The following is a 26,634-nucleotide window of genomic DNA, read 5'->3' as shown; positions in this document are numbered from 1 at the left end:
GCGTAGAAAGCCGGTGTTGCCAGCTGATGAGTGGGCGCTGGCGATTGGAAGAGTGGATCGCGCTTTCGCCCCTTAACCGTGGGAGAAGCGCGATGGCGGTCAACGACATAGCGGACGTCGACCGGTTAACGACATGTCCAGCATAGTCGCCAAGTCCGAAGAGCAGCAGGACGCCGAAGCCGAAGTCGAGGGCTTTCAGGACGACCTTGGCCCGTTCGTCGTTGCCGCCGAGACAACACGAATGGCCATGGTATTCACCGACGCGAAAGAGCCCGGCAATCCGATCATTTTTGCCAATGATGCCTTCCTCGCCCTGACCGGATACGCCAGGGAAGAGGTGCTCGGTCAGCCCTTCAATTTCCTGATGGCGGACGGTGCCGACGCCAAGGCGTTGAAACGCATCAAGGTCGAGTTCGAAGCCAATGCGGAGACGGGTGCGGAAATTCTTTACAGACGCAAGGATGGCAGCGAATTCTGGGCGGGTCTTTTCGCCAATCCTGTCCACGACAAGAGCGGCGCCATCGTCCAGTATTTTACCTCCTTCGTCGATCTCACCAGACACAAGGAGGAGCAGGCACAATCCAAAATGCTCATCGACGAACTGAACCATCGCGTGAAGAACACGCTTGCAACGGTGCAGTCGATCGTCTGGCAGGCATCGCGCGCCAATTCCGATCCAAAGGTGATCCGCGAAGCTGTCGAGTCCCGGTTGTTTGCGCTCTCCCGGTCGCACAATTTGCTGACCCGTGAAAATTGGCATAGCGCCGGACTGCTCGATGTGCTCCACGATGCCCTGGAACCGTTCGGCGTCACCGACGGGCGAGCGGAGCGACTGGTGATTGCCGGCGAGAACATTCGCCTTTCGACAAAGGCGGCGCTGGCCCTTGGCATCGCGTTCAACGAACTCGCGACCAACGCGGTGAAGTACGGTGCGTTTTCCAACGACAAGGGCTCGATCCGGATCGACTGGACGATCGAGCCGACCTTAGAGGGACGTCGGCTGATCCTGTCCTGGCGAGAGCAGGGCGGTCCGCCGGTTACGCCACCGCTGCGAAAGGGGTTCGGCTCACGTGTGATCGAGCGCGGCCTGACCCACGAACTCGAAGGCACTGTGCAACTCGACTATCGCCCGGACGGGTTGATCTGCACGATGAACATTCCGGTACCGGGATCACGCGATGGATAAACTGCTTTCTGGCCGGCGCGTGCTCGTTGTCGAGGATGAAATTCTGGTCCTGATGATGATTGAAGACATGCTGAGCGATCTTGGATGCGAATCCGTCACCTCCGCGGCTACGATTGGACAGGCGATCGCCCTGATCAAAACACAGATTTTCGATGCGGCCATGCTGGACATGAATCTGGACGGCGACGACAGCAATACCGTGGCCGACGCGCTTGCCGAGCGCGGTGTGCCGTTCCTCTATTCGACTGGCAACAGCGGTCGCGACATGCGCGAAGGCTTCAGCGACCGTGCCGTCCTTCGCAAACCGTTCAGCTTTGATGAACTGACCGCCAAACTCGAACGCCTTCTTTCTCCCTGATCGAGGAAACAGGGCTCCCTTGTCTGGCCGGCTGTTGGTATCGGCCCTCGCGCCCCTGGCAGATCGTCCTCGGAGGTCGGTTCTAGATGGAACGCAAGCTAGTTAGAACAGCCGCAGAATATGCAGAATGCAATGAAGATGGTCGCCGCCCTCGTCCATACTCCCATATTCCCGAGTATGTCAGACGCGTCCAACGCATTTTTGGAATCGGTCACCGCGGCGACTGATTCATGCTGCTGATGGACCTGCAGCTCGGCATACCGGATGTCATGGGTGGCGCGACTGCCGCTTTGCCTCGGCCGGTCCAACTGGCTGCACTAAGCGCTTACCCCAGCGTGTCGCTCCGGGCCTTGCGCTCTTTCGCATTTGCTGCGTTATACTGTGAGCCGGCCGGCATGATCACCGAACCAAAATATGTAGCAAAACTTTACAAGGGATACGCATATGGCGACTGGAACCGTGAAATGGTTCAATAGCACCAAGGGATTTGGATTTATTCAGCCTGACAATGGCGGTCAGGACGTTTTCGTCCACATTTCCGCTGTCGAACGCGCGGGGCTCTCCACCCTCACTGACGGCCAGAAGATCAATTATGAGATCGAACAGGACCGCCGCACTGGCAAGTCTTCCGCCGGCAGCCTCAGCAAAGCTGGCTGAACTTTCTCTGCAACAGCAGGATGGACGCAGTACGCCCAGGATGTGCTGTCGCTCAATAAGGGCGGACGAGAAAATGGACCGGGAATGCTGGAACAGCAGATTGCTGCAGGCCCGCGCGAATTAGAAACGAAGCTTTGGAAGGGAAGGCGGATTGGGGTACCCCCGCCTTTTCATGTTCTGTGCGCAGATTGTGCCTATGGCAGCTGCGCGCTCCAGGGCGTATCTTAAATCACGCTGCCGATCGTCACAATGTTACAAAACGATCAGTAAGCAATTGAAATCATTGGATCGATCCAGAGTTCACTACTCTCTCGCAGCAAACGGCGTATCGCGGAGAACCCGACGGTCCTGGGGCCGGGCAAGGTAACGGTCGAGCCACCGGCGGAAGCCCGCAACCATCTGATCGCCTCTCCCAGATTCGGCCAGCTCAAGGATTGCCCCACCTAGATTTTGCTTTGCGTCTTCCTGTAATCGAGCGAGCGCCGCAGTCGTGGCGTACTGGCCCGCGCGGTTCTCTTGCGCGCATCCGTGCCAGTTCCAACTTCTGAGAGAGATCATCGGCCATGTCGTCGCTCCGGTTCAGCTCGGGCCGAGGGCATGCCGCAAATTTCCTAGTTCCGAAAGGAGCCGCTGCCCAGCGGCTTGGAGTGATTTGACTGTTTCTTCAGCTTCGTTCTCTTCGATAACAAGGACCGTACGTTGCGGTTGCTTTGATCGGAAGGCAAGCGTTCGCAAGACGAGCAACCAACCCCCTCGTTGGTCGAGCACGACTTTGCCGACACCGTGGCCCAGCGACGTGCGCAGGCCCTCATGGGTGCGGAAGGCCGATAGTGCTGCTGCGGATGCCTTTCCTTCCAAAGCGAAGGCTCCGGCTGGTCCGGTCAAAGTTGCCAATTCTTCGAACCGTTGCCCGACCAGATGGGGCAGTTTCACGACAGTGCCACGCTGCGATGTATTCGCTAGCACCAAAAGCGTCTCACTAACGGCGGCCTCGCTTCGCGCAAATATATCGAGGCAACGTCCACGCCATGCGTTTGCAGCCATGTGAGCCCGAGGCCACTGGGCGTTGTCGACAATAGGGATAGGGCTCGTTTCGGTATCCATATGGGAACGGATAGTAGCAGCCGAAACTTACCAACACGTTGGCCGTGAGAGCAGGGCGATGCATCATTGTGTCTCGACATAACGCTGCCAAATGCATCGCCAGCAAGGCCGCGATCTGGGTGCTGCGGCGCACGGTACTCGGCAAGATCGAGCGGTTGCTGACGATCGGACTCGATCCGCAGAACCGTGCGGTGCAGGTGCGCGGTTTCTCCAACCGTGTCGCCTTTGCCCGACGAGCGCAAGATCATCGAGCGCTGGGCCAAGGCGCGGGGTGTGATGATGCGAGACTGAAACGAAGGCCCCGCGCGCCGGACATGCCACGCGGGGTCTTTCTCATTGCAGAAGCAGGATGGCAAACCCTCCCGGGGATTGCCGGTTAGGCCTTGTGGTGCACCTGCTGCAATCCATAGACCGGGGTCGGCAGACCGACCTGCCTGGCCTTCAGCTGCAGTGACAGATATTGCGAATAGTGCCGCGACTGGTGGAGATTGCCGCCATGGAACCACAGCGCTTCCTGCTGGGTCGGCTTCCACATGTTGCGCTGCTCGCCTTCCCAGGGGCCGGGATCCTTGGCGGTGTTGGAGCCAAGGCCCCAGACCTTGCCGACTTTGTCCGCCGCCTCCTGCGAGATGAGGTCCGCGGCCCAGCCGTTCATCGAACCATAGCCGGTGGCGTAGATGACCAGATCGGCCGGCAATTCGGTGCCGTCGGCGAATTTGACGCCGGTTTGCGTCAGTTCCTGCACGGCGGCACCTGGCCCGCTTTTGAGCTTGATCGAGCCGTCGATGACGAGATCGCAAGCGCCGACATCGATATAGTAGCCCGAACCCCGGCGCAGGTATTTCATGAACAGGCCCGAGCCGTCGTCGCCCCAGTCGAGCAGGAAGCCGGCCTTTTCCAGATCCGCGTAGAACTTCGCGTCGCGTTCCTTCATCTGCTCGTAAAGCGGGATCTGGAACTCGTGCATGATGCGGTAGGGCAGGGAGGCGAAGATCAGGTCGGCCTTGCGCGTCGTCATGCCATTCTCCACCGCCTGCTCCGAATAGAGCGCGCCGAGGCCAATATCCATCAGCGTATCGGACTTGACGATGTGGGTGGAGGAACGCTGCACCATGGTCACGTCGGCGCCTGCCTCCCACAGCGCTGCGCAGATGTCGTGGGCGGAGTTGTTGGATCCGATGACGACGACCTTCTTGCCGCGGTACTTGTCCGGACCGGGATGGGTCGAGGAATGCTGCTGCTCGCCCTTGAAGATGTCCTGGCCCTTGTATTTCGGCCAGTTCGCCTTGCCGGACATGCCGGTGGCGAGCACCAGCTGCTTCGGCTTGAGGGTGATTTCCTCGCCGTCGCGCTCGACGACGACGGTCCATTCCTTCGCCTTCTCGTCATAGCTGGCCTTCTTGGCCGTGGTCGAGCTCCAGTAATTCAGCTCCATGACCCTGGTGTACATTTCCAGCCAGTCGCCGATCTTGTCTTTTGGCGCGAAGACCGGCCAGTTCTTGGGGAAGTCGATATAGGGCAAATGGTCGTACCAGACCGGATCATGCAGGCAGAGCGACTTGTAGCGCTTGCGCCAGGAATCGCCTGGATGTTCGTTCTTCTCGATGATGATGGCTGACACGCCGAGCTGGCGCAGGCGGGCGCCGAGCGCGATGCCGCCCTGGCCGCCGCCAATGATCACGACGTAGGGCTGCTTGGTACGGCCGAGTTCGGCGATCTCATCGTCACGCTCCTCGCGCCACGATTTCCTGTCCTTGCCGTGGCCATGCTTGGCGCCGAGCGGGCGGGTGAAGCCAGCTTTTTCCTCGTGGCCCTTCAGTTCGGTCATGGTGGTGAGCAAGGTCCAGATCAGGTCGCCCTTGAACCGTACCAGGCCATAGCCGCGCGCCACCTTGGTCTCGAAGGTGATCCAGGCGGTGGTGACGCCGTCCGCCTCGGTCGCCTCCTCGCCTTCGGCCACCCTCCAGCCGGTAGGCTTGGTCCCGGCCAGGGTCCCCGTCAGCATGTCGCGGACCTGGCCCCGGCCTTCCATCGTTCTCAGGTTCCAGGTGAAGGTGACGAGGTCGCGCCAGTAGCAGTCCGCCTGGAAGCAATTGACGGCGGCGTCGATGTCACTGGTCTCCAGCGCCTTGCCGAACTTGTCGAGCAGCGCTTGCGCCTTTGTGGTGGGGGTTCTCTCGAGCATGGTTCTCCTCCGGTTGTCAGATTGATCAGGAAAGGTCGATCAAGATTTTGAGTTGCGTCCCGGCTGGATCGAGCAGGGCGTCGAAGCCGTCGGACACCGCCTCCGCAAGGCGTATGCGCCTGGTGATCACCTTGGCCGCAGGCAGCTGTCCCGAGCTGATGAGGCGGATGACGCGTGGCCACAGATGCGTCGGATAGGCCCAGGAGCCGCGGATATCGACGTCCTTGAACGTGACCTGGAACCAGTCGAGCGGGTTCTCGTGCGGATGCAGGCCGGTCTGCACGACGACACCTTGCTTGCGCACCGCCGCGAGGCAGGCTTTCAGCGCATGCTCGTTGCCGACGCATTCGATGGCGACATCGCAGCCGACGCCGCCTTCGCTGGCGGCGCGCACCGCCTCATCGACCTTGTCGCGCTTCGGATTGAGGGTCACTACGCCGGGCTGGATCGAACGCGCCATCTCCAGCCTGGTATCGTTGAGGTCCGAGATGAACAGCTGTGTCGCGCCCGCGGCGCGGGCGGCCAGCATCGTCAGGATGCCGATCGGGCCGGCTCCCGTAATCAGCACCGAGTTGCCCGCGGTCACGCCGCCGCGGTCGCAGGCATAGACGGCGACCGCCGTCGGCTCCACCAGGGCCGCTTCCTCGTCGGACATTTCGGCTGGAATGCGCTCGACATTGTAGTCGTTGAGCAACGCGGCTTCCGCCATGCCACCGCCAATCCAGCTCAGGCCCGCCAGGGCAAGCTTGTCGGACAGATGGTACAGGCCGCGCGAGGCGTAATAGTCTCCCGAGCGCGGCATGATCAGCGGCTGGACGGCCACGCGGTCGCCGACCGAAACGGATGTCACGCCTTCGCCGACCGCTTCGATCACGCCGCCGAACTCATGTCCGAGCACCTGCACGCCGCTGACACCGGTAAACGGATGAGGCTCCGTCGGTATGAAGATCGGCCCGTAACTGTATTCATGCAGGTCGGTTCCGCAGATTCCGACAAACCTGTTGCGGACGATGACCTGTCCTGGTCCCGGCTTTGTTGGCCGGGGGATGTCCTCGATGCGCAAATCCCTGGCGGCATGAAAGCGCAAAGCTTGCATGCTTCGCGCCGTGGCCGCGAGATTGACGGCGTTCTGTGTCATGGCTTCTCCTCCAAGTTCCATCTGGGTACCTGGAACAGACAGCAAGCAGCATGCCAACCACGCTGGGTCAGAAATCGTAGTAAAATCAGTGGCGTGTAACGATTTCTGCTGTCGCGCCCTGTTGCAGCGGTGTGGCGTGCGCCATAGCGCGCCACAGTGCACGCCACACTAGTTCGGCGCGTCCAGCCGCAGCCGTTTCATGCGGCGATGGACCGTCGTGCGGTCGACGCCGAGCCGCCGTGCAGCCTCGGAGATGTTCCAGCCCACGGCCACGAGGGCATCCAGCAGCGCCGCGCGCTCGCCCTCGGGCGACGGAGCACGCAGCGCAACCAGGCGGGCGGGTGGCGCTGGCGGTACCAGATACGGCAAGGCGAAGTCGGGCAGGTCGGCAGGCTCAATCATCTCGCCCTCGCAAAGCGTTACCGCCAGATCGATGGCGTTTGCGAGTTCGCGGACGTTGCCGGGCCAGCGGTGACGGATCAGCGCCAGGCGCGCCGCCGGCGACAGTCTCGCCGTCCGGCCGGCAAGGCGCGCGCGTTGATCCATCAGCCGGTCCAGCAGCCATTCGAAATCGGTGCGCTCGCGCAGCGCAGGCAAGGTTAGCGAGGCGGCGTTCAGCCGGTAGAACAGATCCTCGCGGAAACGCCCTTCAGCCACCAGCTTGCGCAGATCATGGTGCGAGGCCGAAATGATCTTTATGTCGACCTGTCGCGGCTCAATGCCGCCAACCGGGACCAATTCGCGTTCGGCGATCACCCTGAGCAGCCGGGATTGCAGATGCAAGGGCATGTCGCCGATCTCGTCGAGGAAGAGCGTGCCGCCGTCGGCGCCTTCGATCAATCCCTTGCGCCCCCTGGCGGCTGCCCCGGTGAAGGCGCCGGCAATATGACCAAACAGTTCGCTCTCGATCAGATGCTCGGGGATAGCAGCACAATTGATGGCGACGAACGGGCCGGCGCGTTGCGAGCAGTCGTGTATCGCGCGGGCGAGATATTCCTTGCCGGAGCCGGTCTCGCCATGGATCAGGATCGGAATGGTCGTGCGGGCCAGCTTCGCGGCTCGCACCTGCATGGCCGCCATCGCCGGATCGCCGCCCGAAAGTTCGCTGATCGGTTTCGGCACCGCCTCGACGGGAGCGCGGCGCCCGGTTGGCGGCTGCGGCTCGATGGCATGCGCGAACAGGGCGCTGCCGCTGTGGCCGAAGACCAGCCGCTCCTCGGTCGGGCGGCCGCGTGTCAGGCTCGGCAAGTCGTCGACACCTATATCCAGGTAGCGCGAGATCGGCTGACCGACCGGCAAAGGCGAGTACCTCCAGTCGACACCCCCGGCCTGCGCCAGCAGCAGCGCTCCGCCACGCGTCGTGCCGAGGATACGGCCCGAGGCATCGAGGGCGATGGCTGCCTCGGGGTCGACGTCGAGGAACTCCGGCGAACGGGAAAAGCGCAGCACCCATTCAGAGTGCATCTGCGCCATCAGATTGGCGAGTTCGATGCGTCGCGCGGAGGCCGTCACCAGATGCAGCGCCAGATTCTGGCTGACTTTCGGTTGGGGGGAGCGCAGCAGGGAAATGTCGAGCACGGCAGCCAGGGCGCCATTGGTGTCGAAGATCGGCGCGGCGGTGCAGGAGAGCGGCGTATGCGTCGTATCGAAATGGTCGGTCTGATGGATCGTCATCGCCTCGCCGGTGACGATGCAGGAGCCGACGCCGCAGGTTCCGGTGCGGCTTTCGGACCATTCGGAGCCAAGATAAAGCCCCGCCGTGCGCAACTGGTCCATGAACAGCGGATCACCGAGGAAGTCGACGGTGACGCCCTTGGCGTTTGCCAGCAGCAGCACGTAGTTCTGGCCCGCCACCTGCTTGAAAAGCGTTTCCAGGCCGCTGCGGGCGATGGCGATCAGTCTCTCGGACTGCTCGCGATGTTCGCGCAACTGGGTATCGGGGACGATATAGGCTTCCGTGGGCCGGGCCGGATCGAGCCGGTGGGTGTCGACACAACGCAGCCAGGACTTGACCACGACATCGTCGCGGGCCGATCGCCCGCCGGACAGGACCTGCTCTATCTCGCGGATATGCTCCCGTTCGCCAGCCACGCGTCCTCCTCCCAGGCAACGTCGATAGCCCGGCATAGTGGTGCGTCAACGGCATGGGCTCAACTGTACTATGGTAGCGCGTAACGGAGCCGACCTCACAGGCAGTCGAAAACACCCAGCCGCACCCAATGCTTGCTTATGGCCCAGGCCAACGAAATCGAGACCTTTGGCTGAGTCGATGCGCGAGGCTGTAACGGCCTTTGATCAGGCCGCGTCGGGACCTTCCGAGGCGAGCAGCAGTGCGACCTCGACGCGGTTTCGGCCTTTGTGCTTGGCCTTGTAAAGGGCGGTGTCGGCGGCGAGAAGCAGGCCTTCCGGCATCCTGATCGTCCCGCCCGATCGCGACAGCGCGGTCGCTGAACCAATGCTGACTGTGACGCGTCCGCCGCCTTCCAGATTGCCGTCATGAGGCAGGCCGAGATTTTCGATTGAGAGCCTCAGCCGTTCCGCTATTTCAAGCGCTCCCTCGCTATCGGTATCAGGCAAGATGACGGCGAGTTCTTCCCCTCCGTATCGCGACGCCAGATCCCCAGGACGATCAAGCACGTCTCGTATTGCGGCAGCGACGGCACGAAGACAATCATCGCCTACCTGATGACCGTATTTGTCGTTAAAGCCTTTGAATCGATCGATATCGAGCAACAACAAGGACATCTGTCCAGCGCTGCCAACGGTGCGTCGCCATTCCCTGTCCAAGGTCTCGTCGAAGGCTCGGCGGTTGCCCAGGCCGGTCAGCCCGTCCGTCATCGCAAGCGAGCGGAGTTGCTCTTCGAGCCGTTTGCGTTCTGTTATATCTCTCATGATCAGCACGAAGTCGCCCGGAACGCCAGTTAGGGGATCACGGACCATGCGCGCCTAGCTCTCCACCCAGACAGTTTCCCCATCCTTGCGCCGGATCTCGATCGCAGCGGCTCGCCTTCATCTGCGCCGGCAAGCAAGAGCGCGGCTGCCGCAGCGATGTTTTGAAGATGCTCCGGCGGGACGAACACCTCCGGACCATGCCCCACCATTTCCTCCGGCAGCCATCCCAGAAGTCGGGTGCATGACGGTGAAACGTAGCGTGCCTTCGTGTCCGGTCCGAGTTGCATGATGACGTCACCGCTGTTCTCAGTGAGCATCCGGAAATTCGGTTCCTCCGGAAGAAGGTCCGAACGGATAGCCAGGCCAGCCGGTGATTGCCCGGATCCAACGCGACCAAAAGCCTTGCGAATAAACTGTGACGCGGATGGCAGGCGCATATTTGTTTCCTTTCCGGACTCTTTTTCGCGGGGTGCCGCAGCGTTCTTTATCGGCTGATCAAGCCAAGGGATTTCCGTCAGGCGATCAGATCGATTGGGTTCGCTATGCCGCTCGCTACCCTGGTCTCCTCAGCAGGTGGTTGCCCGAACCGCTTCAAAAGGCCTTTCGCTATCTGACGTGGTACCGCTTGCGAAAACAGATATCCCTGACCGAGCTGGCACCCGATCTCCGCAAGTAAAACGGCCTGGGCTTCGTTCTCGATGCCTTCGGCGATGACCTGGATGTCGAGCTTGCGAGCGATGCCGACCAAGCCCTCGACGATCGCCAGGCTCGGATCTCCCTGGACAAGGCGATCAATGAAGGATTTGTCGATCTTGACGATATCGACCGGCACCGTCAGCAGATGCGTGAGCGAAGCGAAGCCGGTTCCGAAATCATCGAGTGCGACACGCAGGCCATGGGCCCGCAACGCCTTGATCTCTCGAGCCACGACCGGATCGCGCTGGCCGAGATAGACCGACTCCGTGACCTCCAAAATGATGTGCTTCAACGGAACGTTCTCGCGGCCGAAGGCGGCTTCGAGACGCGCGTAAAGCGTGCCGCTATGAAAATCAGCTGAGGTAATGTTGATGCCGACATGCTGCAACGGAATACCTTGATCCAGCCACGAGCGCGCGTCGGCTGCGACGATCGCTATCATGCGTTCCGTCAGATTCGAAGCGACGCTGACATCGGACGTCGCCTGGTGAAACGCAGCGGCGGAAACGACCTCGCCATCCGGCTTGCGAAGGCGGCAGAGGGCCTCCATGCCGACGATCGCGCGGGTGTCGAGCCGCAGGATCGGCTGGTAGAACGCGTCGATCCGGCCTTCGCGCAAAGCCACGTCAACATCGCGGATCACCTCGATCCGGGTCTTGATTGCGCTGCCGATTCCCGGCGAGTACAGCACGAAGCCACCTCGCGAAGTTTCCTTGGCGTGGTAGAGCGCGAAATCGGCGTTTTGGCGCACGCTTTTCGCATCGATGTCCCCCGCCGACAGCACTGCGCCGCCAATGGTGGCCTGTGCCAGGATCATGTGCCCGTCGCAGTCGGCGGGCACAGCCAGAGTGTCGAGAATATGACGTGCCGTGCTCTCGATGCCGGCGGGCGCGCCAGCTCGCTGAAGGATTACGACGAACTCGTCGCCGCCCATGCGAAACACACGGTCAGGCGCTACGCTTTCGGCGAGACGTGACCCCACCGCCTGTAGCAAAGCATCGCCGGCCGCATGGCCGAAGGTGTCGTTGATGGTCTTCAGGTTGTCGAGGTCGATGATCAGGACCGCCCAGGCGCTAGGTTGGCCAAAGGACAGCCGCTCCAGGGCGACGTCCAAACTTGCCCGGTTCGGCAGGTTGGTGAGGGCATCGACATAGGCGCCGTGCTCTCGCTCTATGACCCGCCGGTGACGCTCAAGCGCGATGGCGCATAGGGAGGTACACGAGGCGACGACCTCTTCCTCGCGCGGGGTGGGGCCGCGCTTCTCCGTAAAGTACAGGGCAAAGGTGCCGAGCACAACGCCCGCGGCGTCGCAGATCGGGCTCGACCAGCAGGCCTTCAGGCCCAGCGCCAGAACGGGCTCCTTGAAGCTGGCCCAGCGCGGGTCGGTCGCGATGTCCTTCACAGCCACGGCTTTTCCGAGATAGGCCGCACTGCCGCAGGAGCCCACAAGCGGGCCGATCATCAGGCCTTCGAGAAGAGCCATATATTCATTCGGGAAGCTGGAACCTGGGAGGGGATGCAACAACCCGTTACCGTCAACGCGCAGAACGGAACATCTGACGCCCGGCAACAGTTTCTCGATCTGGTGGCAAAGACGGTCCGTCGTCGCTTCGAGCGTTTCGCCCCTGGCGATCATTTCGAGAATATTGTTCTGGAGATGGAGCACGATAACCCGCCAATACGGTCCCTAAGTGCCCTGCAGCATTCCTGGTGAAATCACCCTGATGAGGCACAGTGCACAAGATGACGATGTCAGGTAATCCTTTATAAGTGTTATCTTTCGCCACTGACAAACCGGGGCCAGGGCTCATTGATCAGAGGCAGAAGGCAGTTGGGATGCAGATGGCCGAGAAAGGCGGATGCAGGTCCACGGATTTTCACGTAAGTGCAAAGGCGAGGCTGTCGGTTCGAAGCCTCCCTCAAACGCAATGCGGCATGCCGGACTTATCGCGGTTTCAATAAGCATGCTGGACGCAGGCAATTTATTGCGTGTCCATGTTCCGCTGATCCCTAAGATGGGGCGAACCATCAGGGAACGCCGTGATACCTCTTGAGCTCAAGGTCACTGCCGCGCGCACCCTTCTCTCCGTTACATGGAATGACGGCGCGGTCTCGCTCATCCCGGCGTCCATGCTGCGGGCGCGCAGCCGGGCGGCACAGCAGGTGCGGGCGGACATCGATGGTAACGTACATTCGTTCGAGACCGTCACCGTGACGGGCGCAGAGGCGATCGGTTCCTATGCCATACGTCTGGTTTTCTCGGACGGGCACGAGCGGGGCATCTATCCCTGGAGCTATTTGCGCGAAATCGCCGATTCTGCGGCGTGAGGAACGAGAATGGATAATTTTGTCGAAGGGCTGTCGGAAGTCACCTGCGATGTGCTGGTGATCGGCGGCGGCACAGCCGGACCGATGGCGGCGCTCAAGGCGAAGCAGAAAAATCCCGCTCTGAATGTCGTCCTGCTCGAAAAGGCCAATGTGAAGCGTTCGGGAGCTATTTGCATGGGCATGGACGGGCTGAACAACGCCGTCGTCCCAGGATATGCGACACCCGAGCAATACACCAAGGAGATCACGATCGCCAATGACGGCATTGTCGATCAGGCGCCGGTCTTCAAATATGCCTCGCGCTGCTATGACATCATCCAGGAACTTGACCGTTTCGGCATCCGTTTCCAGAAGAACGCCAATGGCGATTTCGACCTGAAGAAGGTCCACCATCTCGGAACCTATGTGCTGCCGATGCCGAATGGCGATACCGTCAAGAAGGCGCTCTACCGGCAGATCAAGCGCGAAAGGATATTGGTCTCCAACCGCTTCATGGCAACGCGCCTGTTGACCGCCAGCGACGGCAGGATCGCGGGCGCCACTGCTGTGAACACGCGCACGGCTGAATTCCTCGTGCTGCGCGCCAAGACCGTGATCCTGTGCATGGGCGCGGCGGGCCGGCTCGGATTGCCGCATTCCGGCTATCTCTTCGGAACCTATGAGAATCCGACCAATTCCGGTGACGGTTATGCCATGGCCTATCATGCGGGTGCCGCGCTCGCGAATCTCGAATGCTATCAGATCAATCCGCTGATCAAGGACTATAACGGCCCGGCTTGCGCTTACGTGGCCGGTCCGTTCGGAGCCTATACTGCCAACAGTGAAGGCAACCGCTTCATCGAAAGCGACTACTGGTCGGGACAGATGATGCAGGAATTCTACAACGAACTACAGTCGGGCAAGGGGCCGGTGTTCCTAAAGCTCAACCACCTTCATGCCGACACGGTCGGCGAGATCGAAGAGATCCTGCACAAGGTCGAGCGCCCGTCGCGCGGCAGGTTCCATCAGGCGCGGGGCACCGATTACCGCGAAAAGATGATCGAAATGCACATTTCCGAAATCGGCTTCTGTTCGGGTCACAGCGCGTCGGGCGTTTTCGTCGATGAATTCGCCCGGACCACGGTGCCGGGCCTGTACGCCGCGGGCGACATGGCGAGCGTGCCCCACAACTATATGCTCGGCGCCTTCACCAACGGAGCCGTCGCCGGCGAGCACGCTGCCGAAGTCGCGCTGGAAACCGACCTTCCGGATTTCGACAGCGAGTTCGTCAAGGCGGAGCGCAAACGCGTGTTGGCACCGACGCGGCGTGAAGACGGCATCCCGCCCAACCAGCTGGAATACAAGACCAGGCGGCTGGTCAACGACTATCTGCAGCCGCCCAAGGTGACGGCCAGAATGCGGATCGGCCAGGCGCGACTCGCCGAGGTCAGGGATGATCTCGAAACCGCCCTTGTCGCACGCAACGCGCATGAACTGATGCGTTCACTCGAAGTGTCGTCCATTCTCGACTGCGCCGACATGGCGGCGCATGCCTCGCTCTTCCGGACGGAGAGCCGCTGGGGGCTCTATCACAACCGCGTCGATTATCCCAAAAAGGATGACGACAACTGGTTCTGCCATACGCTTCTTCGCAAGGTCGACGGCCGCCTGGTTTCTGAGAAGCGGCCCATCCAACCCTACATCGTTCCGATCGAAAACGAGGAGCGGACGGCCTATGACCGTCTGCGCGTTTCCAATCAAGCCTGACGAGGAAAGCCGTGCCGCTTGCGTTTTCACCCACAACAGTTCCCGTCGTCGTGGACGAGGCGAAATGCATCGCCGACAAGGGTTGCACGGTCTGCGTCGATGTCTGCCCACTGGATGTCCTGCGCATCAGCGATCTCACTGGCAAAGCCCATATGAAATTCGACGAGTGCTGGTACTGCATGCCGTGCGAGAAGGATTGTCCGACCGGCGCTGTAACCGTCAACATCCCCTATCTGTTGCGCTGACATGACTGCTTTCGATCCCTTCGAAGATTTTGGCGACATCGAGGAAATCGGCGAGCGTCTGAACGATGCTGACGCGGCCGTGCGACGGCTTGCCGTGATCGACCTTGCCGAGACGGCGAGCGCGGATGTGCTGCCGCATCTCCTGACCGCAGTTGCCGACCCCGACGCGACAGTGCGTTTGCAGCTGGCGATCGCATTGTCCGAGTTCGACGCCGTTGAGGCGGCTGCGGGCCTTGCCCGCCTAGTGGCGGATCAGGATTTGACGGTGGCCCAGGCGGCAGCCGATAGCCTTGCTGAACTGAAGGATCCGGCGGCAGCTGAATCCATTCTGCCGCTCGTCAGTCATGGGCGCGCCTTCGTCCGGGCTGCGGGTTTTCGCGGGCTGAAAGCGTTGCGTTCGCGTGGGGCACTCGGCCCCGCTCTGGCGGCGATGCGGGATGAGGATGCCAATGTGCGCGCGCAGGCGCTCGGCGTCGTTGCCTATCTCAAGCTGGAAGAGACCTTGCCGTGCCTCGTCGCCGCGACGCGCGATGCCGATGCCACCGTTCGGTCCGTTGCGGTCAACGCCCTGTCCTTCACGAGCCAGCCCGCCGCAGCGGCCGCCGTGACGGCTGCCCTCGACGATGAGACCTGGCAGGTGCGGGCCGCGGCGGCCGAATCGCTCGGTCGTATCGGCCAGACCTCGGCCGTCGACGGACTGACCGCCGGCCTTTCCGACGAATACTGGCAGGTTCGGCAAAAATGCCTGAATGCGCTTGGCAAGCTCAAGGCGCAATCGACGGTACGGCAGATTTCCGAACTGTTGACGAGCGACATGGCTTCGCTGCGCAAGGAGTCTGCGGCGGCGCTCGGTGAAATCGCTGATCCATCGTCGCGGGATTCTCTCATGGCGCATATCGGCGACGCCGATCCGGACGTACGCAAGACCGTTCGCTGGGCGCTAACGCGGCTCGGTTAGTGGAAGCCGAAGCGCCGTCTCACCCCGCCGCGCGCTTCGAAACCATTTCCATCAGGCTGTGAGGACGTTCGATGCGGATATGGCGTGGTGTCACCGTTACCAGCCCTTCCTTCTGGAAGCGCTTCATCATCATCGTCACCCATTGGCGTGTGGAGCCGACCATGGCCGCAATCTGGTCATGCGTCACCTTGGCATTGATGACGATTGCCCGTCCGTCGCGCACGCCATGAAGGGTACCGAGATTCATCAGGAACTGCGCCAAACGTTCGATCACCGAACGCGTGCCGAGCATCTGAGCCATCGCCGAATAGCATCTGCCCTTCGCTGCAAGTCCCTGTAGAAGACAGAGCGCGAAATTCGGAAGCTCGACGACGAGCTTCTTCAACGCACTGGCCGGTATGAACAGCATCCGGCATTCACTCAATGCTTCTCCGGACCAGATATGAATTCCACCGCCGGTCATTTCGGGGCCGCCAATGAAATGCCCCGCTGTCCAGTAGGCGAGGGTGATTTCGCGTCCTGACGGGGCCGTGTAGAAGACGTGCACCTTGCCGCTTTCGATGATGAAAATGCCACCGTGGCTGTCGCCCTGGGTGAAGATCGCCTGACCGGTCGCAAAAGCGAGACGTCGGCCATGCGCCCTCAGTTTCGCCCACTCGTCTGATGTCAGGGTATCGAGAAAATGCGCACCGTCGTCGAGCCCTTCCACGCTTTCGCTGAGAAAGAGCGCCCGATCGCCGGGAAGAACGACCTGCTCGGGCAGTTCGAGCACCGGCTCATGTTTCTTACGCTCAGCTTCGAAATCGGTCGAAAGCATTTCGAGGCTCATATCCGGCTCCTTGCGCGTCATGAAAACGCGTAAAAAGTATATAAATTCTATAGACAAAAAAGGAATATAATTGCGCCGTTCATGCCAGACTTAGATGATTCTTGTCCCCATTTCGAATGGCGACAGCGTAACCTTTTGTTTTAGCAAGACGAATTTAAATATCGACGCGACGCCTGGGATCAAAACCAACCAGAAACCGTGCAAGTAATTGCTTCTGCCTTCAGCTCGGCCATCACATAAATTTGCCGGACTGCGGTTTGGCAATCGCCACTGGGTCAGCAAATTCAGCCGCCGAATACCGGCATCAAATCACGAGGTAGGACCATGAATGTTCGCACACGTTTGGCTGCCCTTGCCCTTATGGCGGCCGGATTCGCTTCTGCCGCGGATGCCGAAACTATCCGCGTGGCGATCGGCACGCAGGACACCACCATCAATACCGCCACGGGCGGATTGCTGATCCGTGAGTTGAAGCTGCTCGACAAATATCTGCCGCACGACGGCAAGTATAAGGACGTCACCTATGATATCCAGTGGAAGAACTTCACGAGCGGCGCGCCGATCACCAATGAGCAGATCGCCGGAAAGCTTGATTTCGGCGTGATGGCGGATTTCCCCGGCTCGTTCAACGGTCTCGCCCATATCAAGGCCGGAGGAAGGAGCTTGTTCATCACCGTGCTGTCCGGCAGCGTGAACGGCAGCGGCAATGGCATTGTCGTGCCGACCGCTTCGCCCATCCAGTCGCTCTCGGAGCTCAAGGGCAAGACCATCTCCGTTCCATTCGCATCGACCTCGCACGGCATGCTGCTGCGGGCCGTCAAGGCACAGGGCTGGGACGCCGAAAGCGACGTGAAGATCATCACCCAGGCGCCTGAAGTTGCCGGCTCGGCCCTCCAGGCAAACCAGATCGAGGCGCATGCCGATTTTGTCCCATTTGCCGAACTCTTCCCCTGGCGCGGCTTCGCACGCAAGATCTATGACGGATCGCAGGCAAAGACGCCCACTTTCCACGGTGCTCTGGTCGATGCCAACTATGCCGAAAAATATCCCGAGATCGTTGTTGCCTATCTTCGCGCCGCAATCGAGGCCGATCAGTTGATCGCCAAGGAGCCGGAGAAATACAGTGAGCTGATCGCCAAGGTGACGGGTGTCGAAGCTGAGGTCGAATACCTGTTCCATGGACCGCTCGGGCTTCAGACCCGTGATCTCACCTGGAAGCCGGAATACCGCCAGGCTGTCGCCACTGCGATCGATACCTTGAGGCTCCTGAAAAAGACCGACCAGTCGCTCGACGTGGACAGCTTTGTCGATGACCGGTTCATAAAGGCCGCATTCAAGGCGTCTGGGCTCGACTATGATGCCTCGCTCAAGAACTATGCCCAGCTGCCTTTGAATGCCAAGGATGCTGCCTCCGGTGAAGCGATCAGCGATCCCAAGCGCGTTGCTGAGATCTGGGTCCAGGGTGAGCCACTCGTCCGACACTATGCGTCGCCGCAGAACGCATTCAAGGCGCTCAAGGCCATCGAAGGTGAGGGGAAGCCGGTCCGGGTGTTTTATGCGCAGGACCGTGAAAGCGGCATCAAGCTGCTCGGCAATCAGGCCTGGTTCGTGCGCGCCGACGGTGGCGAAGTCAGCGCCTTCCTGCTGAAGGAAACCGCCGAGAAATGGGCCAGGGATCATAGTGGCAAGGTGCTGGATTTCGCTGCCGCCAAGGCCTCGATCATGGCCAGCAATTGAGGCTGGCCATGACGCGTTTCCACCTTGGGCGCTGGTTGCGCCGGGCCGGATCCCTCGCCATCTGCCTCATTCTCTGGCAGATCGCATCGAGCCTCAGACTGAATCTCGGCATTGTCACGTTCGAGAATGTGCCATTGCCCGTGGATGTCGTCTCGGCAGCGTTGGAGTTCCTGCGCTCGCCCAAGTTCTTTGCCCATATATCGAGCAGCCTGGAAAGGGTTCTGGCGGGCTTTGGCATCGCCGCCGTGATCGGTATCGGCCTCGGCCTCGTCATCGGTCGCTCACGGTGGCTTGGCGATTTCCTGCAAGCCCCGCTCGAACTCCTGCGGCCGATCCCGGCCGTCGCCTGGATTCCGCTTGCGGTTCTGATGTTTTCGTCGTCGGAACTCTCGATGATTTTCATCACCTTTACGGGCGCATTGTTTCCGATCCTGCTCAACACCGTCCATGGCGTGGAAAGCGTCGATCCAAGGCTGATCGCCTCTGCGCGCAGCCTTGGAAGCACGCGGACCGCGATGCTGTTGGAGGTCATTATTCCAGGTGCGGCGCCAAACATCGTCACGGGCCTGGTCATCGGCATGGGCACGTCCTGGTTTTGTCTCGTCACAGCCGAGATGATCGCCGGCCAGTTCGGTATCGGTTACTACACCTGGGAATCCTACACGCTGCAAAACTATCCTGAAATTATCGTCGGCATGATCCTGATTGGGCTGTTCGGCATGGGAAGCAGCGCCCTCTTGCGAGCGGCAGGGGCGGCACTTCTTCCATGGCACACGAAGGACAGCAAATGACGACCCATCAGCGCAGCTTTCGCGCGGCAACGGGCCGTATCGAGGCCAATCATGTTTCGATCCGGCTCGGTCGCGGCAGCAGTGCGTTCGAAGCCGTCACTGATGCGAGCTTCGAAGTCTCTCCCGGAGAATTCGTCTGTCTTCTGGGGCCGTCCGGCTGCGGGAAGTCGACCCTGCTCGGCGCCTTGGCGGGGCATATCAAGCCAGCTGCCGGCGTCCTTTCGGTCGACGGGCAGCCCGTAAAAGACCCCCATCCGGAACGCGGTATCGTTTTCCAGCACCACACACTCTTTCCGTGGAAGAATGCGCGCGACAACGTCGCTTTCGGCCTCAAGATGCGCGGCGTCAAGCGCCGGCAGCGGCGTCTCGAGGCGGAGAAAATGCTCGATCTCGTCGGTCTGAACGGTTTTGCTGGGCGCTATCCCGGCCAGCTGTCCGGCGGCATGCAGCAACGCGTCGAGATCGCGCGTGTTCTCGTCAACCAGCCACGGCTGCTGCTGATGGATGAGCCCTTCGGGGCGCTCGATGCCCTGACACGGCTTCGAATGCAGGAGTTGCTGCTCGATATCTGGGAGCAATTCCGCAAGACGATCCTATTCGTCACCCATGATATCGACGAAGCCTTGCTGCTCGCCGACCGGATCATCGTCATGCAGGCGCAGCCCGGCCGGATCCACGAGGAAATCAGCGTGCCTTTCGAGAGGCCGCGCATGACCGGGATCATCGCCTCGGGCGAGTTCATGCGCCTGAAACAGCATTGCCTGCATCTTCTTCACCGCGACAGGCCAGGGGATACTTTGCCCCGGCTTTCTCCCTTGGGCTTGTGAGGCAGTCTCGACAGCCGCCATCGTGGCCCTCGTGCCGGACGATCCTTTGAAGCTCGTCCTGCAAGCGCAGCCGGGTCAGAGCCTCGAGGGCCCCAGCGGCTCGTCGAGCAGCAGAAAGCATGGCTTCGTCACGAGCGCGCGGGCGATCGCCACACGCTGCGCCATGCCGCCCGACAATTGGGCGGATAGGCTTTGGCAAATTGATCGAGGCGCAAGACCGTGGTCGCGTGTGGTCTTCACAACCGAAGACGCCGACCGCTTTCGCCATTGCACGGACCGTCGCTTCGTGATCGGGCGGCTCCAGCGTCTGCGCCACGATCTTGTCGACCACCCCCGGCTTCAGAGGTGCAATGCCAGGCGGCCGAGTCTTGTCGCGCACTAGGCCATCGACACCTTCGGCCATGAAACGCTCCTGCCAGGCTATACACAGGTCTTGGATTTGGCCGTCGCCGCCATGATCGCCACGGTGCTAGACCATCGGCAGTCAGCAGGATAATCCGTGCGCGCCTAACATGCTTCTGGGGCGAACTTCGCGCCAAAACGATCGCCGCAAGCCGATGCCGTCACGTCGATGCCGATACCTGTGCGCATCCCGACAGCCTCGCATGCCACGATCGAGGATCGAATCTCGGCCGGACTCCTTTGTCTCAATCAATCGACTAGATCAACCCGCGATCCTCCCCCACAGCCAAGCAAAAAACCCGTTCCTGCTAATTGTCGCGCGGACTCGAGTGGCGGCCCATCCCGCTTGCATCGTCGCACCGACATGGCAACTGCAGACGATTTCGTGCAATTGCCAGTCGGTGAGTTCGAAAAAGCGCTTCGCCTCACCGTATGTGTCATTTTTCAGACCCAGCGCACGCAATACCGGATCCTCGAAAGCAACCGTGATTGGCGATCCCCCACCACGAGTTTCATAACGTGTCACTGGACTCAGATATTCGGTGCCTGTAAGCGCTCCAAGGCATCGCCCGGGCTCTTGTTCGAGAAGCTCTGCCCAACGTTCGATCCGTTGGTTTCGGGTCATTGTTGAGTATGGCGCCAAGGGTTCAACTTCTGCGATTGCATGCAGTTGGTCGAGTGTTTGGTGTTTCATGGTCGGCTCCTGTCGATAGGTCGAAGCGCCCACGCCCTAACGGAAATTATCGCGCCGTGACGTGCCGGCAAGGCCAGCATGGGCGAGATGAAGGGCACGACGTCGCCGATCGTGCTGCCCGGCCCTGTACGAGAGCTCAGGCGCACTTGAAACGCCCGCGGGGACCATCGTTGGCCGAATGGTTAAGCTGTGGGCTTCTTCAAAATACCGCCAACGTTTCTGCAAAACTGTGACGCGGAACCGACGGCCTGTTCAGCGGTTTTTTCCTGAAGGAGACAATCTTATGCCCACTGTTCCTACGCCCGAACCAGCGCCCGCTCCGATACCGATGCCGCCGATTCCCCAACCAAAGCCCATGCGCGAGCCAGACCCAGACAGACTTCCAGACGAGAACCCTCTCCCCAATCCTGATGAAAACGAAGCCCCGCCGAAGCATGCCTTCGTCACAAAACCCGAAGCCGACCAAAGCCGAATTGGCAAAGGTTACAGTCCTTGGAGCAGGTCAGGCTGGCGACGCATCCTACGTGTGACCTCGCCGATCGATTCAATGTTCCCGTCTTGGCCCTGCGGTCGACGATCGAATGAAGGAACTTCAGTCCACCCCGAAGTTGAAACGGTGTCGCCGGCAACTCACCCACTGGGCGTTCGGCGCAAAGACAATGAGGCCCTTCCGGCCGTCTCGCCGTCGGCGGCTGCAAAAAGGTGGCTTCTTCGAAGTGCCCATGTTGGAAAAGCAACAGGACGCGAAAAGCGAGACCCGCCGCCTCGTTGGACGCGCGTTCGAGGTGTCTTTCCAAACAAAGCTGGTCGAAGACACGTTGGCACCGTTGTAGTTCAGAGGGGTAGAAGCAGCCCTGACCAAATCCAATAATCATCAGGCGCACTCCGTCGTGAACACCTGCAATGCCGGAACGCAAACAGGTCTCGCGCCCCACGCGAGTCAATGCACCAACCTGTGAAGGAGGAATGGCGGCGTCGCTCCGAGGGAGGTTGCCTAATGACGCCGGCCGGGCGGAACTCAGGTCCGCCGCACGGGCAACCTAGCCGAGTCCTTGCGGGCGTCACGGCTTGCGTGGTTTCCCATTTGTGGAAATAATCGCTGGCATTAGTCTTGCTGCGCCAGCTTGCCGGCTAACCTCGGGCTTGATCGCCGGAACTAGAGGCGGTTGGGTACCGCCCGGCGAGCTTGCCAGTACGGCCAGACATGCCGCGCGGCTGGGCGAGGGGATCGGAACCTCATTTCACCAACCATGCAGTGACGCCGGACAAGCGGCGAATTGAAAAGTCCGCGGGCACACGGGAACAAGAGACCGGCGATCCGGTTTTTCTGTTGCAGCGGTTGTCCCCTCTGCTGCGAAATCAGTCCATCTGATCCAGCGGCGCCTACCCCCGCGACCGGCAGGGGTGGAGAAACTCGATATGGCAAACAAAATCATAGATCCACCACCGAAGCCCGACCCGAAGAAGACACCTGTCCGTCGACGCGACAAGGAAGCACCAGAGCTTGAACATGTCGATCCGCCACCGCGAGACGTGCGAGAGGCACCGGCACCAAATCCGAACGGCAATAAGAATTCCTAACCGCCGGCACGCGCGGAAGCGCCTGCGCCGAGACGTTGGCTGCTCCATAGTTGACCATCCCCATATAAGAGTTTCGGGCGCCGGCAGGCGTACGAAAGTCCCCAAGGAAGGAAGCCACGGGCCACGGGCGATGGCTATGGGGATTTCGATTTTCGGCTGGTGTCGGGGATGGCGCGACGTCGTGGAGGGCGACCAGCCGGGTGAGGAACAGGCGGCGGAACAACTTGCCGAGTACCCTGACCGGGAGCAGGTAGGCCGGGCGCGACGATATCCAGCGGCTCCCGTCCGGCGCGATGCCGCCGCCTGGCACGATCATGTGGACATGGGGATGGTGGGTCATCGCTGATCCCCATGTGTGGAGCACGCACGCTCAGCCGTCGGGCGAGATCTATCCGCGAGACGGCAATCGCCAAAATTCTCAAGCGAAAATCGCATATGCCGGTCCGGTTAGAACCGCTCCAGCCTGCGCGGCTGTGGATGCCGTCGCGGTGGTTCTTTAACCTGGGGTTTAACGAGACGTAGACGCGTGAGCGACAACACGGTTAAGCCGGGCCATTCTCGAAACTTGATTGACCAAACGAAGCGCATTTGTAATACTGTGTATTACAAATGGAGGTCAACAATGCCTAAGCCAAATCTTTCCGATCCAATCACCATCCGCTTGCCGGAGGAAATCCTGGCTGCAATTGAGCAGATTGCTGTAACCTGTGACAGATCTCGCAGCTGGGTGATGGTCAGGGCGCTGAAATTATACCTTGCAGGCGAAGGAGCCGACATTCTCGCTGTCAGAAAGGGGCGGGAGCAAGTGGCCAATGGTGATTCCCATGACATGGATGACGTTCTGCAAGAGATTCACGAAATCGTCAGTCGCAAGGTCGCCTGATGAAGGTGCGCTTGTCGGGAGACGCCCGCGCCTATCTTCGACGGGAAGCCGCCTATCTTCAGAAGCACAGCCAGAAAGCAGCCAAGGCATTCGTCGACAGAATGACTGAGGCCCGTAAGAATCTGGCTCGGTTTCCAGAGATGGGTAAAACGTTTGATCGCCTGCCGATCCCGGGTTCCCATCGATTGGTGGTTGGAGACTATCTTCTCGATTATGATCTAGCCGATGAAGAAGTAGTGATCCTTTCAATACGTCACGGTCAACAGCAACCGTTGACTCCAGAAATCGATGACGATTTCGATTACGAAGAGGATGCCGCGAAGCCATCCGACCCCAAGCCGTGAATAGGTTTGACCCTGGGGACCAACCACCCAAGGCCCATGAAGCAGCGCAGCTTCATGGTGTTGCTACCGAATAGCGCGGAAATTCTAGGGATAGAGAAGCCACGCGGGCGGCACCTGTGACAAACCTGCCGAGTGGAAGGTGCCAAGCGACTGCAACGGCCATTCCCGACGAGGTAATGGTGCTGCTGTCGATCGTCGCGGACTTGAAGGCGCGGCTGGCCGACATCACCGCAAAAGTGCAGGAGCTAAGAGTTAGATCGTAGCGTTCGAGAGGCAGAAAGCTGCCTTCGAGACGGAGCGCGCTACAAGGTGCGATGAGGCTAACCATTTCTTTACCACCAGCCCGCATCTTCACCGTGCGCTTTGTACTGAGTGCGCGTCTCAGGCGACAGGGTGGGGAGAAGTCCCCACCCATCCCGTCTGAATCGAGCACGCCGCCGTGGAGGGCTTCTCCTACGCCGATAAGCCGCACTCGCGTTCATCCGGAAACAATCGCATTCCACGCGACGATGATCAGGACAAGTCTCGCCAGAAGTTGAATAGCCCTGTGATCGCATCCACTACGCCTGGCCGCGTTTCCAGGAGTCTAACAAGCTGCTGGCGGAAGAACATGGCCGACGGAGAGCGTACAGGCCACCCCCAGCATCATCGTCACCGCGAAGGCGACACCTGCCTGCGGGACGCCGCGCGTGATAGCGAACGTCATTGCGAACAGTGTCATTGGGCAGGGGATCAGGCCCGCCATGAAGCCGACCATCGAGCCTACACGGCTGCCGCGGCGATGGTGCTCCCCGCGAAAGGCCTGCCAGAGCATCCGGAGGCAGGCCCCGGCTTGCGCAAGCGGTTCAGTTGCTTCCGGCGACACGATCCGGTGACATTCTGGATCGATGCGGTGACGAAATATGAGTTGGCCGGAGGAGGGTAGTTCCGCTTAGAGGGCTATCTGCGCGCCACCGTTCATCGTGTGGTGACGCCGCCCGCCGGCGTCGAACGGATTTCGGTTCCCTTCTTCTTCAGCGCGCGGCTCGATGCGACCATACCGCTTCTGAGCCTGCCGGAAGAGCTGACGGCCGAGGCGCGCGGACCGGCGAGCGATCCGGACAACCCGTTGTTCCGCGATGTCGACACCAAACGTGCTCAAGAGCCGCCTGCGTTCACACCCCGACGTGGCACGCCGCCACTATGCCGATCTTCTCGAGTCCGGAGCAGCGCGCTCGTGAGGCTTGCGGCAATACGGAGCACGAATTTTTGCCGTTTCACGCTTTCTTTGGAATGTCATTCGTCGCCAAGGCTTTGAAATAAGATCAAACAGGCAAAATCGTCCGGCGGTTTCCTCCCATTCCGCCGGACGGTGTTCCCCTCTGAAGGTTTTGACCCTTCTTTTGGCCGGGCCGCATTCGAGCCCGGCCATTTTTTGTTGCGGGGCTCCCTGTTCAGCGCGGCTGGAACGCGTTTTCCTAGGGTCAATCGTTCGGAAACAAGACCGTTCGCATTCGCCGCCGATGGGCATTTCGAAGCAAAACTGCTTTCCTGACAATTGGATCGCCGGAGAGTCGAACAGGGCGGGGGACGTCCGCCACCGGCTGATAAGGATAAACATCAGGAGTTGACTGACATGACGATTGCAATGCGGCCTGGGCCGGTTGGAGGACGGCACTGGCGACGACGCTGGTGGTAGCGGCAGGACTGTTCTCGACCGCAACCTACGCCGCAGACGTCCGTATGGAAGCTGTGGAACGGCGGACAAGGCATCATGAAATGCCCCTCCGCCTACCTCGAGCATTCAAAGACGCTTCTTCCAGGCAATCCATGAGACGGTAGGCACTACGGATTTTGCGTGTGAATGTCGTAGGACGACAGCCCCAGCGCGATTTCTTTTTCAATCGCGGAGCGGTTTTCGGAATTTCATTTCTATCTAAGTCTATAATATCAGTGGACTTTAATCCAAGGCCCCTCGGTCAGCAATCGAGGCTGTGCCCTCTGTTCAAAAGGATTAAGGTCCCATGCGAAAACTGATTTCCGCCGCCCTTGTCGGGCTTGCCATAGCGGCCACGTCCGCCGCAGCGCATGCCGACGACAAGAAAGTCGTCATCGCCTACCAGACCGGCGCCAATCCCTATAATCTTGGCATCGCCAATGGCGATCTTGCCAAGAAGACGGGCTGGAAAATCGAATTCCGCCGCTTCAATTCCGGCGCCGACATTTTCGCCGCCATCGCATCCGGCGACGTCCAGATCGGCGATGTCGGATCGAGCCCGTTCGCCGCTGCCGTCAGCAGGGGCATCGACGTGAAGGCGTTCTACATCTCCTCGGTCTCCCGTGACGGCGAAGCTCTCGTGGTGCGGCCCGATATCAAGTCACCGGCCGACCTGCGCGGCAAGAAGCTTGCCGCAGCACCCGTATCGACCGACCATTATCAGCTTCTCGCCGTCCTCAAACAGGAAGGCATTTCGGAGAAGGAAACCCAGGTCATCGCCATTCCGCAGCCCGAGATCGTCGCCGCCTGGAAGCGCGGCGACATTGACGGGGCCTTCGTCTGGGATCCAGCACTCTCCGAACTCAAGAAGGACGGCAAGATCCTGCTCACAGCCGGTCAGGTCGCCGATCGTGGCGCGCCGACTTTCGGCGCGCTGGTCGTGACCGGCGACTTCGCCAAGGCCAATCCCGACTTCCTCGGCCAGTATGTCCGGCTGATCGACGGCTACAACACGGCCTACCTGACCAACCCGGCGGCATGGGGGCCGGAGTCGGAGAGCGCCAAGCTGATCGCCAAATTGCAGGGCGGCACGGCTGCCGAGAATTCGGAGCAGCTGAAGACGACGGTCGTTCCGCCGCTCGACGAACAGGTGTCCGACAAATGGCTGGGCGGCGGTGAGAAGAGCGCCGTTGCGAAAATCCTCAAGGACACTGCGGGATTCCTGAAAGACCAGCACAAGATCACCGCCATCAAGGACAGCTACGCCGCGTTCGCCGATCCGGAATACGCCGACGCTGCCAAGGCTTCGAACTAAAAATCACCTGACGACATTCGGTTCTGGCTGGCGGAATTCTCG

The 26,634-nt window shown here is 60.5% G+C and carries 26 protein-coding genes and 4 pseudogenes; 17 read left to right on the top strand and 13 right to left on the bottom strand.

Features of this window, described 5'->3' with window-relative positions:
- Positions 1 to 133: 133 nt before the first annotated feature.
- The 3 genes from JQK88_RS20560 to JQK88_RS20550 all read left to right on the top strand — a co-directional run bounded on the left by JQK88_RS20560 (position 134) and on the right by JQK88_RS20550 (position 2,201).
- Positions 134 to 1,186: an HWE histidine kinase domain-containing protein gene (locus JQK88_RS20560; RefSeq protein WP_203279278.1), complete on the top strand. Its 1,053-nt coding sequence runs from the start codon at positions 134 to 136 to the stop codon at positions 1,184 to 1,186.
- Complete coding sequence (locus JQK88_RS20555) at positions 1,179 to 1,544, top strand: response regulator (RefSeq protein ID WP_203279277.1); 366 nt, start codon at positions 1,179 to 1,181, stop codon at positions 1,542 to 1,544. The genes JQK88_RS20560 and JQK88_RS20555 overlap by 8 nt, the downstream gene beginning before the upstream one ends.
- A 444-nt stretch (positions 1,545 to 1,988) precedes the next feature.
- Positions 1,989 to 2,201, top strand: a complete 213-nt coding sequence (locus JQK88_RS20550; protein WP_019863204.1) for a cold-shock protein — start codon at positions 1,989 to 1,991, stop codon at positions 2,199 to 2,201.
- Positions 2,202 to 2,780: 579 nt separating this feature from the next.
- Here the strand turns inward: JQK88_RS20550 and JQK88_RS20545 are convergent.
- Positions 2,781 to 3,134, bottom strand: coding sequence for a hypothetical protein (locus JQK88_RS20545; protein WP_203279276.1), 354 nt, complete (start codon positions 3,132 to 3,134; stop codon positions 2,781 to 2,783).
- A 239-nt stretch (positions 3,135 to 3,373) separates the two neighbouring features.
- Here JQK88_RS20545 and JQK88_RS20540 point away from each other — a divergent pair, with 239 nt between their 5' ends.
- On the top strand, positions 3,374 to 3,685 hold the full coding sequence (locus JQK88_RS20540) for a hypothetical protein (protein ID WP_312037308.1): 312 nt from the start codon (positions 3,374 to 3,376) through the stop codon (positions 3,683 to 3,685).
- On the opposite strand, the gene JQK88_RS20535 is transcribed toward JQK88_RS20540, so the two are convergent.
- From JQK88_RS20535 to JQK88_RS20510, 6 genes are all read right to left on the bottom strand, one after another.
- A complete protein-coding gene (locus JQK88_RS20535; RefSeq protein ID WP_203279275.1) occupies positions 3,682 to 5,490 on the bottom strand; it encodes an NAD(P)/FAD-dependent oxidoreductase in 1,809 nt (602 codons plus the stop codon). The two genes, JQK88_RS20540 and JQK88_RS20535, sit on opposite strands and share 4 nt — an antisense overlap.
- Positions 5,491 to 5,515: 25 nt before the next feature.
- Positions 5,516 to 6,586 carry a 2,3-butanediol dehydrogenase gene (locus JQK88_RS20530; RefSeq protein ID WP_203279313.1) on the bottom strand — a complete coding sequence of 357 codons (1,071 nt, stop codon included), beginning with the start codon at positions 6,584 to 6,586 and terminating at the stop codon, positions 5,516 to 5,518.
- A gap of 210 nt (positions 6,587 to 6,796) precedes the next feature.
- A complete protein-coding gene (locus tag JQK88_RS20525; RefSeq protein ID WP_312037307.1) occupies positions 6,797 to 8,719 on the bottom strand; it encodes a sigma-54-dependent Fis family transcriptional regulator in 1,923 nt (640 codons plus the stop codon).
- A gap of 204 nt (positions 8,720 to 8,923) precedes the next feature.
- A complete protein-coding gene (locus JQK88_RS20520) occupies positions 8,924 to 9,568 on the bottom strand; it encodes a GGDEF domain-containing protein (RefSeq protein WP_203279273.1) in 645 nt (214 codons plus the stop codon).
- The gene (locus JQK88_RS37505; protein ID WP_203279272.1) at positions 9,550 to 9,957 is read right to left on the bottom strand and encodes a PAS domain-containing protein; all 408 of its coding nucleotides are present in this window, start codon (positions 9,955 to 9,957) and stop codon (positions 9,550 to 9,552) included. The genes JQK88_RS20520 and JQK88_RS37505 overlap by 19 nt, the downstream gene beginning before the upstream one ends.
- A 77-nt stretch (positions 9,958 to 10,034) precedes the next feature.
- Positions 10,035 to 11,885 carry a sensor domain-containing phosphodiesterase gene (locus JQK88_RS20510; RefSeq protein ID WP_203279312.1) on the bottom strand — a complete coding sequence of 617 codons (1,851 nt, stop codon included), beginning with the start codon at positions 11,883 to 11,885 and terminating at the stop codon, positions 10,035 to 10,037.
- 371 nt (positions 11,886 to 12,256) lie between these two features.
- Here JQK88_RS20510 and JQK88_RS20505 point away from each other — a divergent pair, with 371 nt between their 5' ends.
- Genes JQK88_RS20505 through JQK88_RS20490 form a run of 4 tightly spaced genes read left to right on the top strand, consistent with a single transcriptional unit; the run spans position 12,257 to position 15,493 of the window.
- Entirely contained in the window at positions 12,257 to 12,544 is a 288-nt protein-coding gene (locus JQK88_RS20505; protein WP_203279271.1) for a gamma-butyrobetaine hydroxylase-like domain-containing protein, read from the top strand.
- A gap of 9 nt (positions 12,545 to 12,553) precedes the next feature.
- Positions 12,554 to 14,290: a fumarate reductase/succinate dehydrogenase flavoprotein subunit gene (locus JQK88_RS20500; protein ID WP_203279270.1), complete on the top strand. Its 1,737-nt coding sequence runs from the start codon at positions 12,554 to 12,556 to the stop codon at positions 14,288 to 14,290.
- Positions 14,291 to 14,301: 11 nt separating this feature from the next.
- The gene (locus JQK88_RS20495) at positions 14,302 to 14,535 is read left to right on the top strand and encodes a 4Fe-4S dicluster domain-containing protein (RefSeq protein ID WP_203279269.1); all 234 of its coding nucleotides are present in this window, start codon (positions 14,302 to 14,304) and stop codon (positions 14,533 to 14,535) included.
- 1 nt (position 14,536) lies between these two features.
- On the top strand, positions 14,537 to 15,493 hold the full coding sequence (locus JQK88_RS20490) for a HEAT repeat domain-containing protein (RefSeq protein WP_203279268.1): 957 nt from the start codon (positions 14,537 to 14,539) through the stop codon (positions 15,491 to 15,493).
- A gap of 19 nt (positions 15,494 to 15,512) precedes the next feature.
- Here the strand turns inward: JQK88_RS20490 and JQK88_RS20485 are convergent, their stop codons facing one another.
- The gene (locus JQK88_RS20485) at positions 15,513 to 16,322 is read right to left on the bottom strand and encodes a Crp/Fnr family transcriptional regulator (protein WP_246749942.1); all 810 of its coding nucleotides are present in this window, start codon (positions 16,320 to 16,322) and stop codon (positions 15,513 to 15,515) included.
- A 324-nt stretch (positions 16,323 to 16,646) separates the two neighbouring features.
- On the opposite strand from JQK88_RS20485, the gene JQK88_RS20480 reads away from it, so the two are divergent.
- Genes JQK88_RS20480 through JQK88_RS20470 form a run of 3 tightly spaced genes read left to right on the top strand, consistent with a single transcriptional unit; the run spans position 16,647 to position 19,677 of the window.
- Complete coding sequence (locus tag JQK88_RS20480; protein WP_203279267.1) at positions 16,647 to 18,059, top strand: ABC transporter substrate-binding protein; 1,413 nt, start codon at positions 16,647 to 16,649, stop codon at positions 18,057 to 18,059.
- An 8-nt stretch (positions 18,060 to 18,067) separates the two neighbouring features.
- Positions 18,068 to 18,850: an ABC transporter permease gene (locus JQK88_RS20475; RefSeq protein WP_203279266.1), complete on the top strand. Its 783-nt coding sequence runs from the start codon at positions 18,068 to 18,070 to the stop codon at positions 18,848 to 18,850.
- Complete coding sequence (locus JQK88_RS20470; protein WP_203279265.1) at positions 18,847 to 19,677, top strand: ABC transporter ATP-binding protein; 831 nt, start codon at positions 18,847 to 18,849, stop codon at positions 19,675 to 19,677. Before JQK88_RS20475 ends, JQK88_RS20470 begins: the two co-directional genes overlap by 4 nt.
- A 75-nt stretch (positions 19,678 to 19,752) precedes the next feature.
- Here the strand turns inward: JQK88_RS20470 and JQK88_RS37500 are convergent.
- The 3 genes and pseudogenes from JQK88_RS37500 to JQK88_RS20460 form a co-directional block, all read right to left on the bottom strand.
- Positions 19,753 to 19,884: pseudogene (locus tag JQK88_RS37500) on the bottom strand (ATP-binding cassette domain-containing protein); the annotation flags it as partial.
- Positions 19,885 to 20,222 (bottom strand): annotated as a pseudogene (locus tag JQK88_RS35825) (helix-turn-helix domain-containing protein); the annotation flags it as partial.
- A gap of 119 nt (positions 20,223 to 20,341) precedes the next feature.
- Positions 20,342 to 20,773: a hypothetical protein gene (locus JQK88_RS20460; protein WP_203279264.1), complete on the bottom strand. Its 432-nt coding sequence runs from the start codon at positions 20,771 to 20,773 to the stop codon at positions 20,342 to 20,344.
- A gap of 581 nt (positions 20,774 to 21,354) precedes the next feature.
- Between JQK88_RS20460 and JQK88_RS20455 the strand changes: the two genes are divergently transcribed.
- Positions 21,355 to 21,606, top strand: a complete 252-nt coding sequence (locus JQK88_RS20455) for a hypothetical protein (protein WP_203279263.1) — start codon at positions 21,355 to 21,357, stop codon at positions 21,604 to 21,606.
- A 926-nt stretch (positions 21,607 to 22,532) separates the two neighbouring features.
- Here JQK88_RS20455 and JQK88_RS20450 read toward each other — a convergent pair.
- Positions 22,533 to 22,718: pseudogene (locus tag JQK88_RS20450) on the bottom strand (transposase); the annotation flags it as partial.
- A gap of 162 nt (positions 22,719 to 22,880) precedes the next feature.
- Between JQK88_RS20450 and JQK88_RS20445 the strand changes: the two are divergent.
- From JQK88_RS20445 to JQK88_RS20435, 3 genes are all read left to right on the top strand, one after another.
- Complete coding sequence (locus tag JQK88_RS20445; RefSeq protein ID WP_376740435.1) at positions 22,881 to 23,237, top strand: CopG family ribbon-helix-helix protein; 357 nt, start codon at positions 22,881 to 22,883, stop codon at positions 23,235 to 23,237.
- The gene (locus JQK88_RS20440) at positions 23,237 to 23,581 is read left to right on the top strand and encodes a type II toxin-antitoxin system RelE/ParE family toxin (protein WP_203279262.1); all 345 of its coding nucleotides are present in this window, start codon (positions 23,237 to 23,239) and stop codon (positions 23,579 to 23,581) included. The genes JQK88_RS20445 and JQK88_RS20440 overlap by 1 nt, the downstream gene beginning before the upstream one ends.
- Before the next feature lie 116 nt (positions 23,582 to 23,697).
- Complete coding sequence (locus JQK88_RS20435; protein WP_203279261.1) at positions 23,698 to 23,844, top strand: hypothetical protein; 147 nt, start codon at positions 23,698 to 23,700, stop codon at positions 23,842 to 23,844.
- A gap of 323 nt (positions 23,845 to 24,167) precedes the next feature.
- Here the strand turns inward: JQK88_RS20435 and JQK88_RS20430 are convergent, their stop codons facing one another.
- On the bottom strand, positions 24,168 to 24,395 hold the full coding sequence (locus tag JQK88_RS20430) for an urease accessory protein UreH domain-containing protein (RefSeq protein ID WP_246749940.1): 228 nt from the start codon (positions 24,393 to 24,395) through the stop codon (positions 24,168 to 24,170).
- 123 nt (positions 24,396 to 24,518) lie between these two features.
- Here JQK88_RS20430 and JQK88_RS36335 point away from each other — a divergent pair.
- A pseudogene (locus JQK88_RS36335) lies at positions 24,519 to 24,801 on the top strand (isopenicillin N synthase family oxygenase); the annotation flags it as partial.
- 783 nt (positions 24,802 to 25,584) lie between these two features.
- A complete protein-coding gene (gene tauA, locus JQK88_RS20420) occupies positions 25,585 to 26,592 on the top strand; it encodes a taurine ABC transporter substrate-binding protein (protein ID WP_203279259.1) in 1,008 nt (335 codons plus the stop codon).
- The last annotated feature ends 42 nt before the right edge of the window (positions 26,593 to 26,634 follow it).

This window comes from Mesorhizobium caraganae (genome assembly GCF_016836705.1).
GTDB classification, from domain to species: domain Bacteria; phylum Pseudomonadota; class Alphaproteobacteria; order Rhizobiales; family Rhizobiaceae; genus Mesorhizobium; species Mesorhizobium caraganae.
Note: the sequence above shows the minus strand (reverse complement) of the source record. Positions and strands in the feature narration are given on the sequence as shown.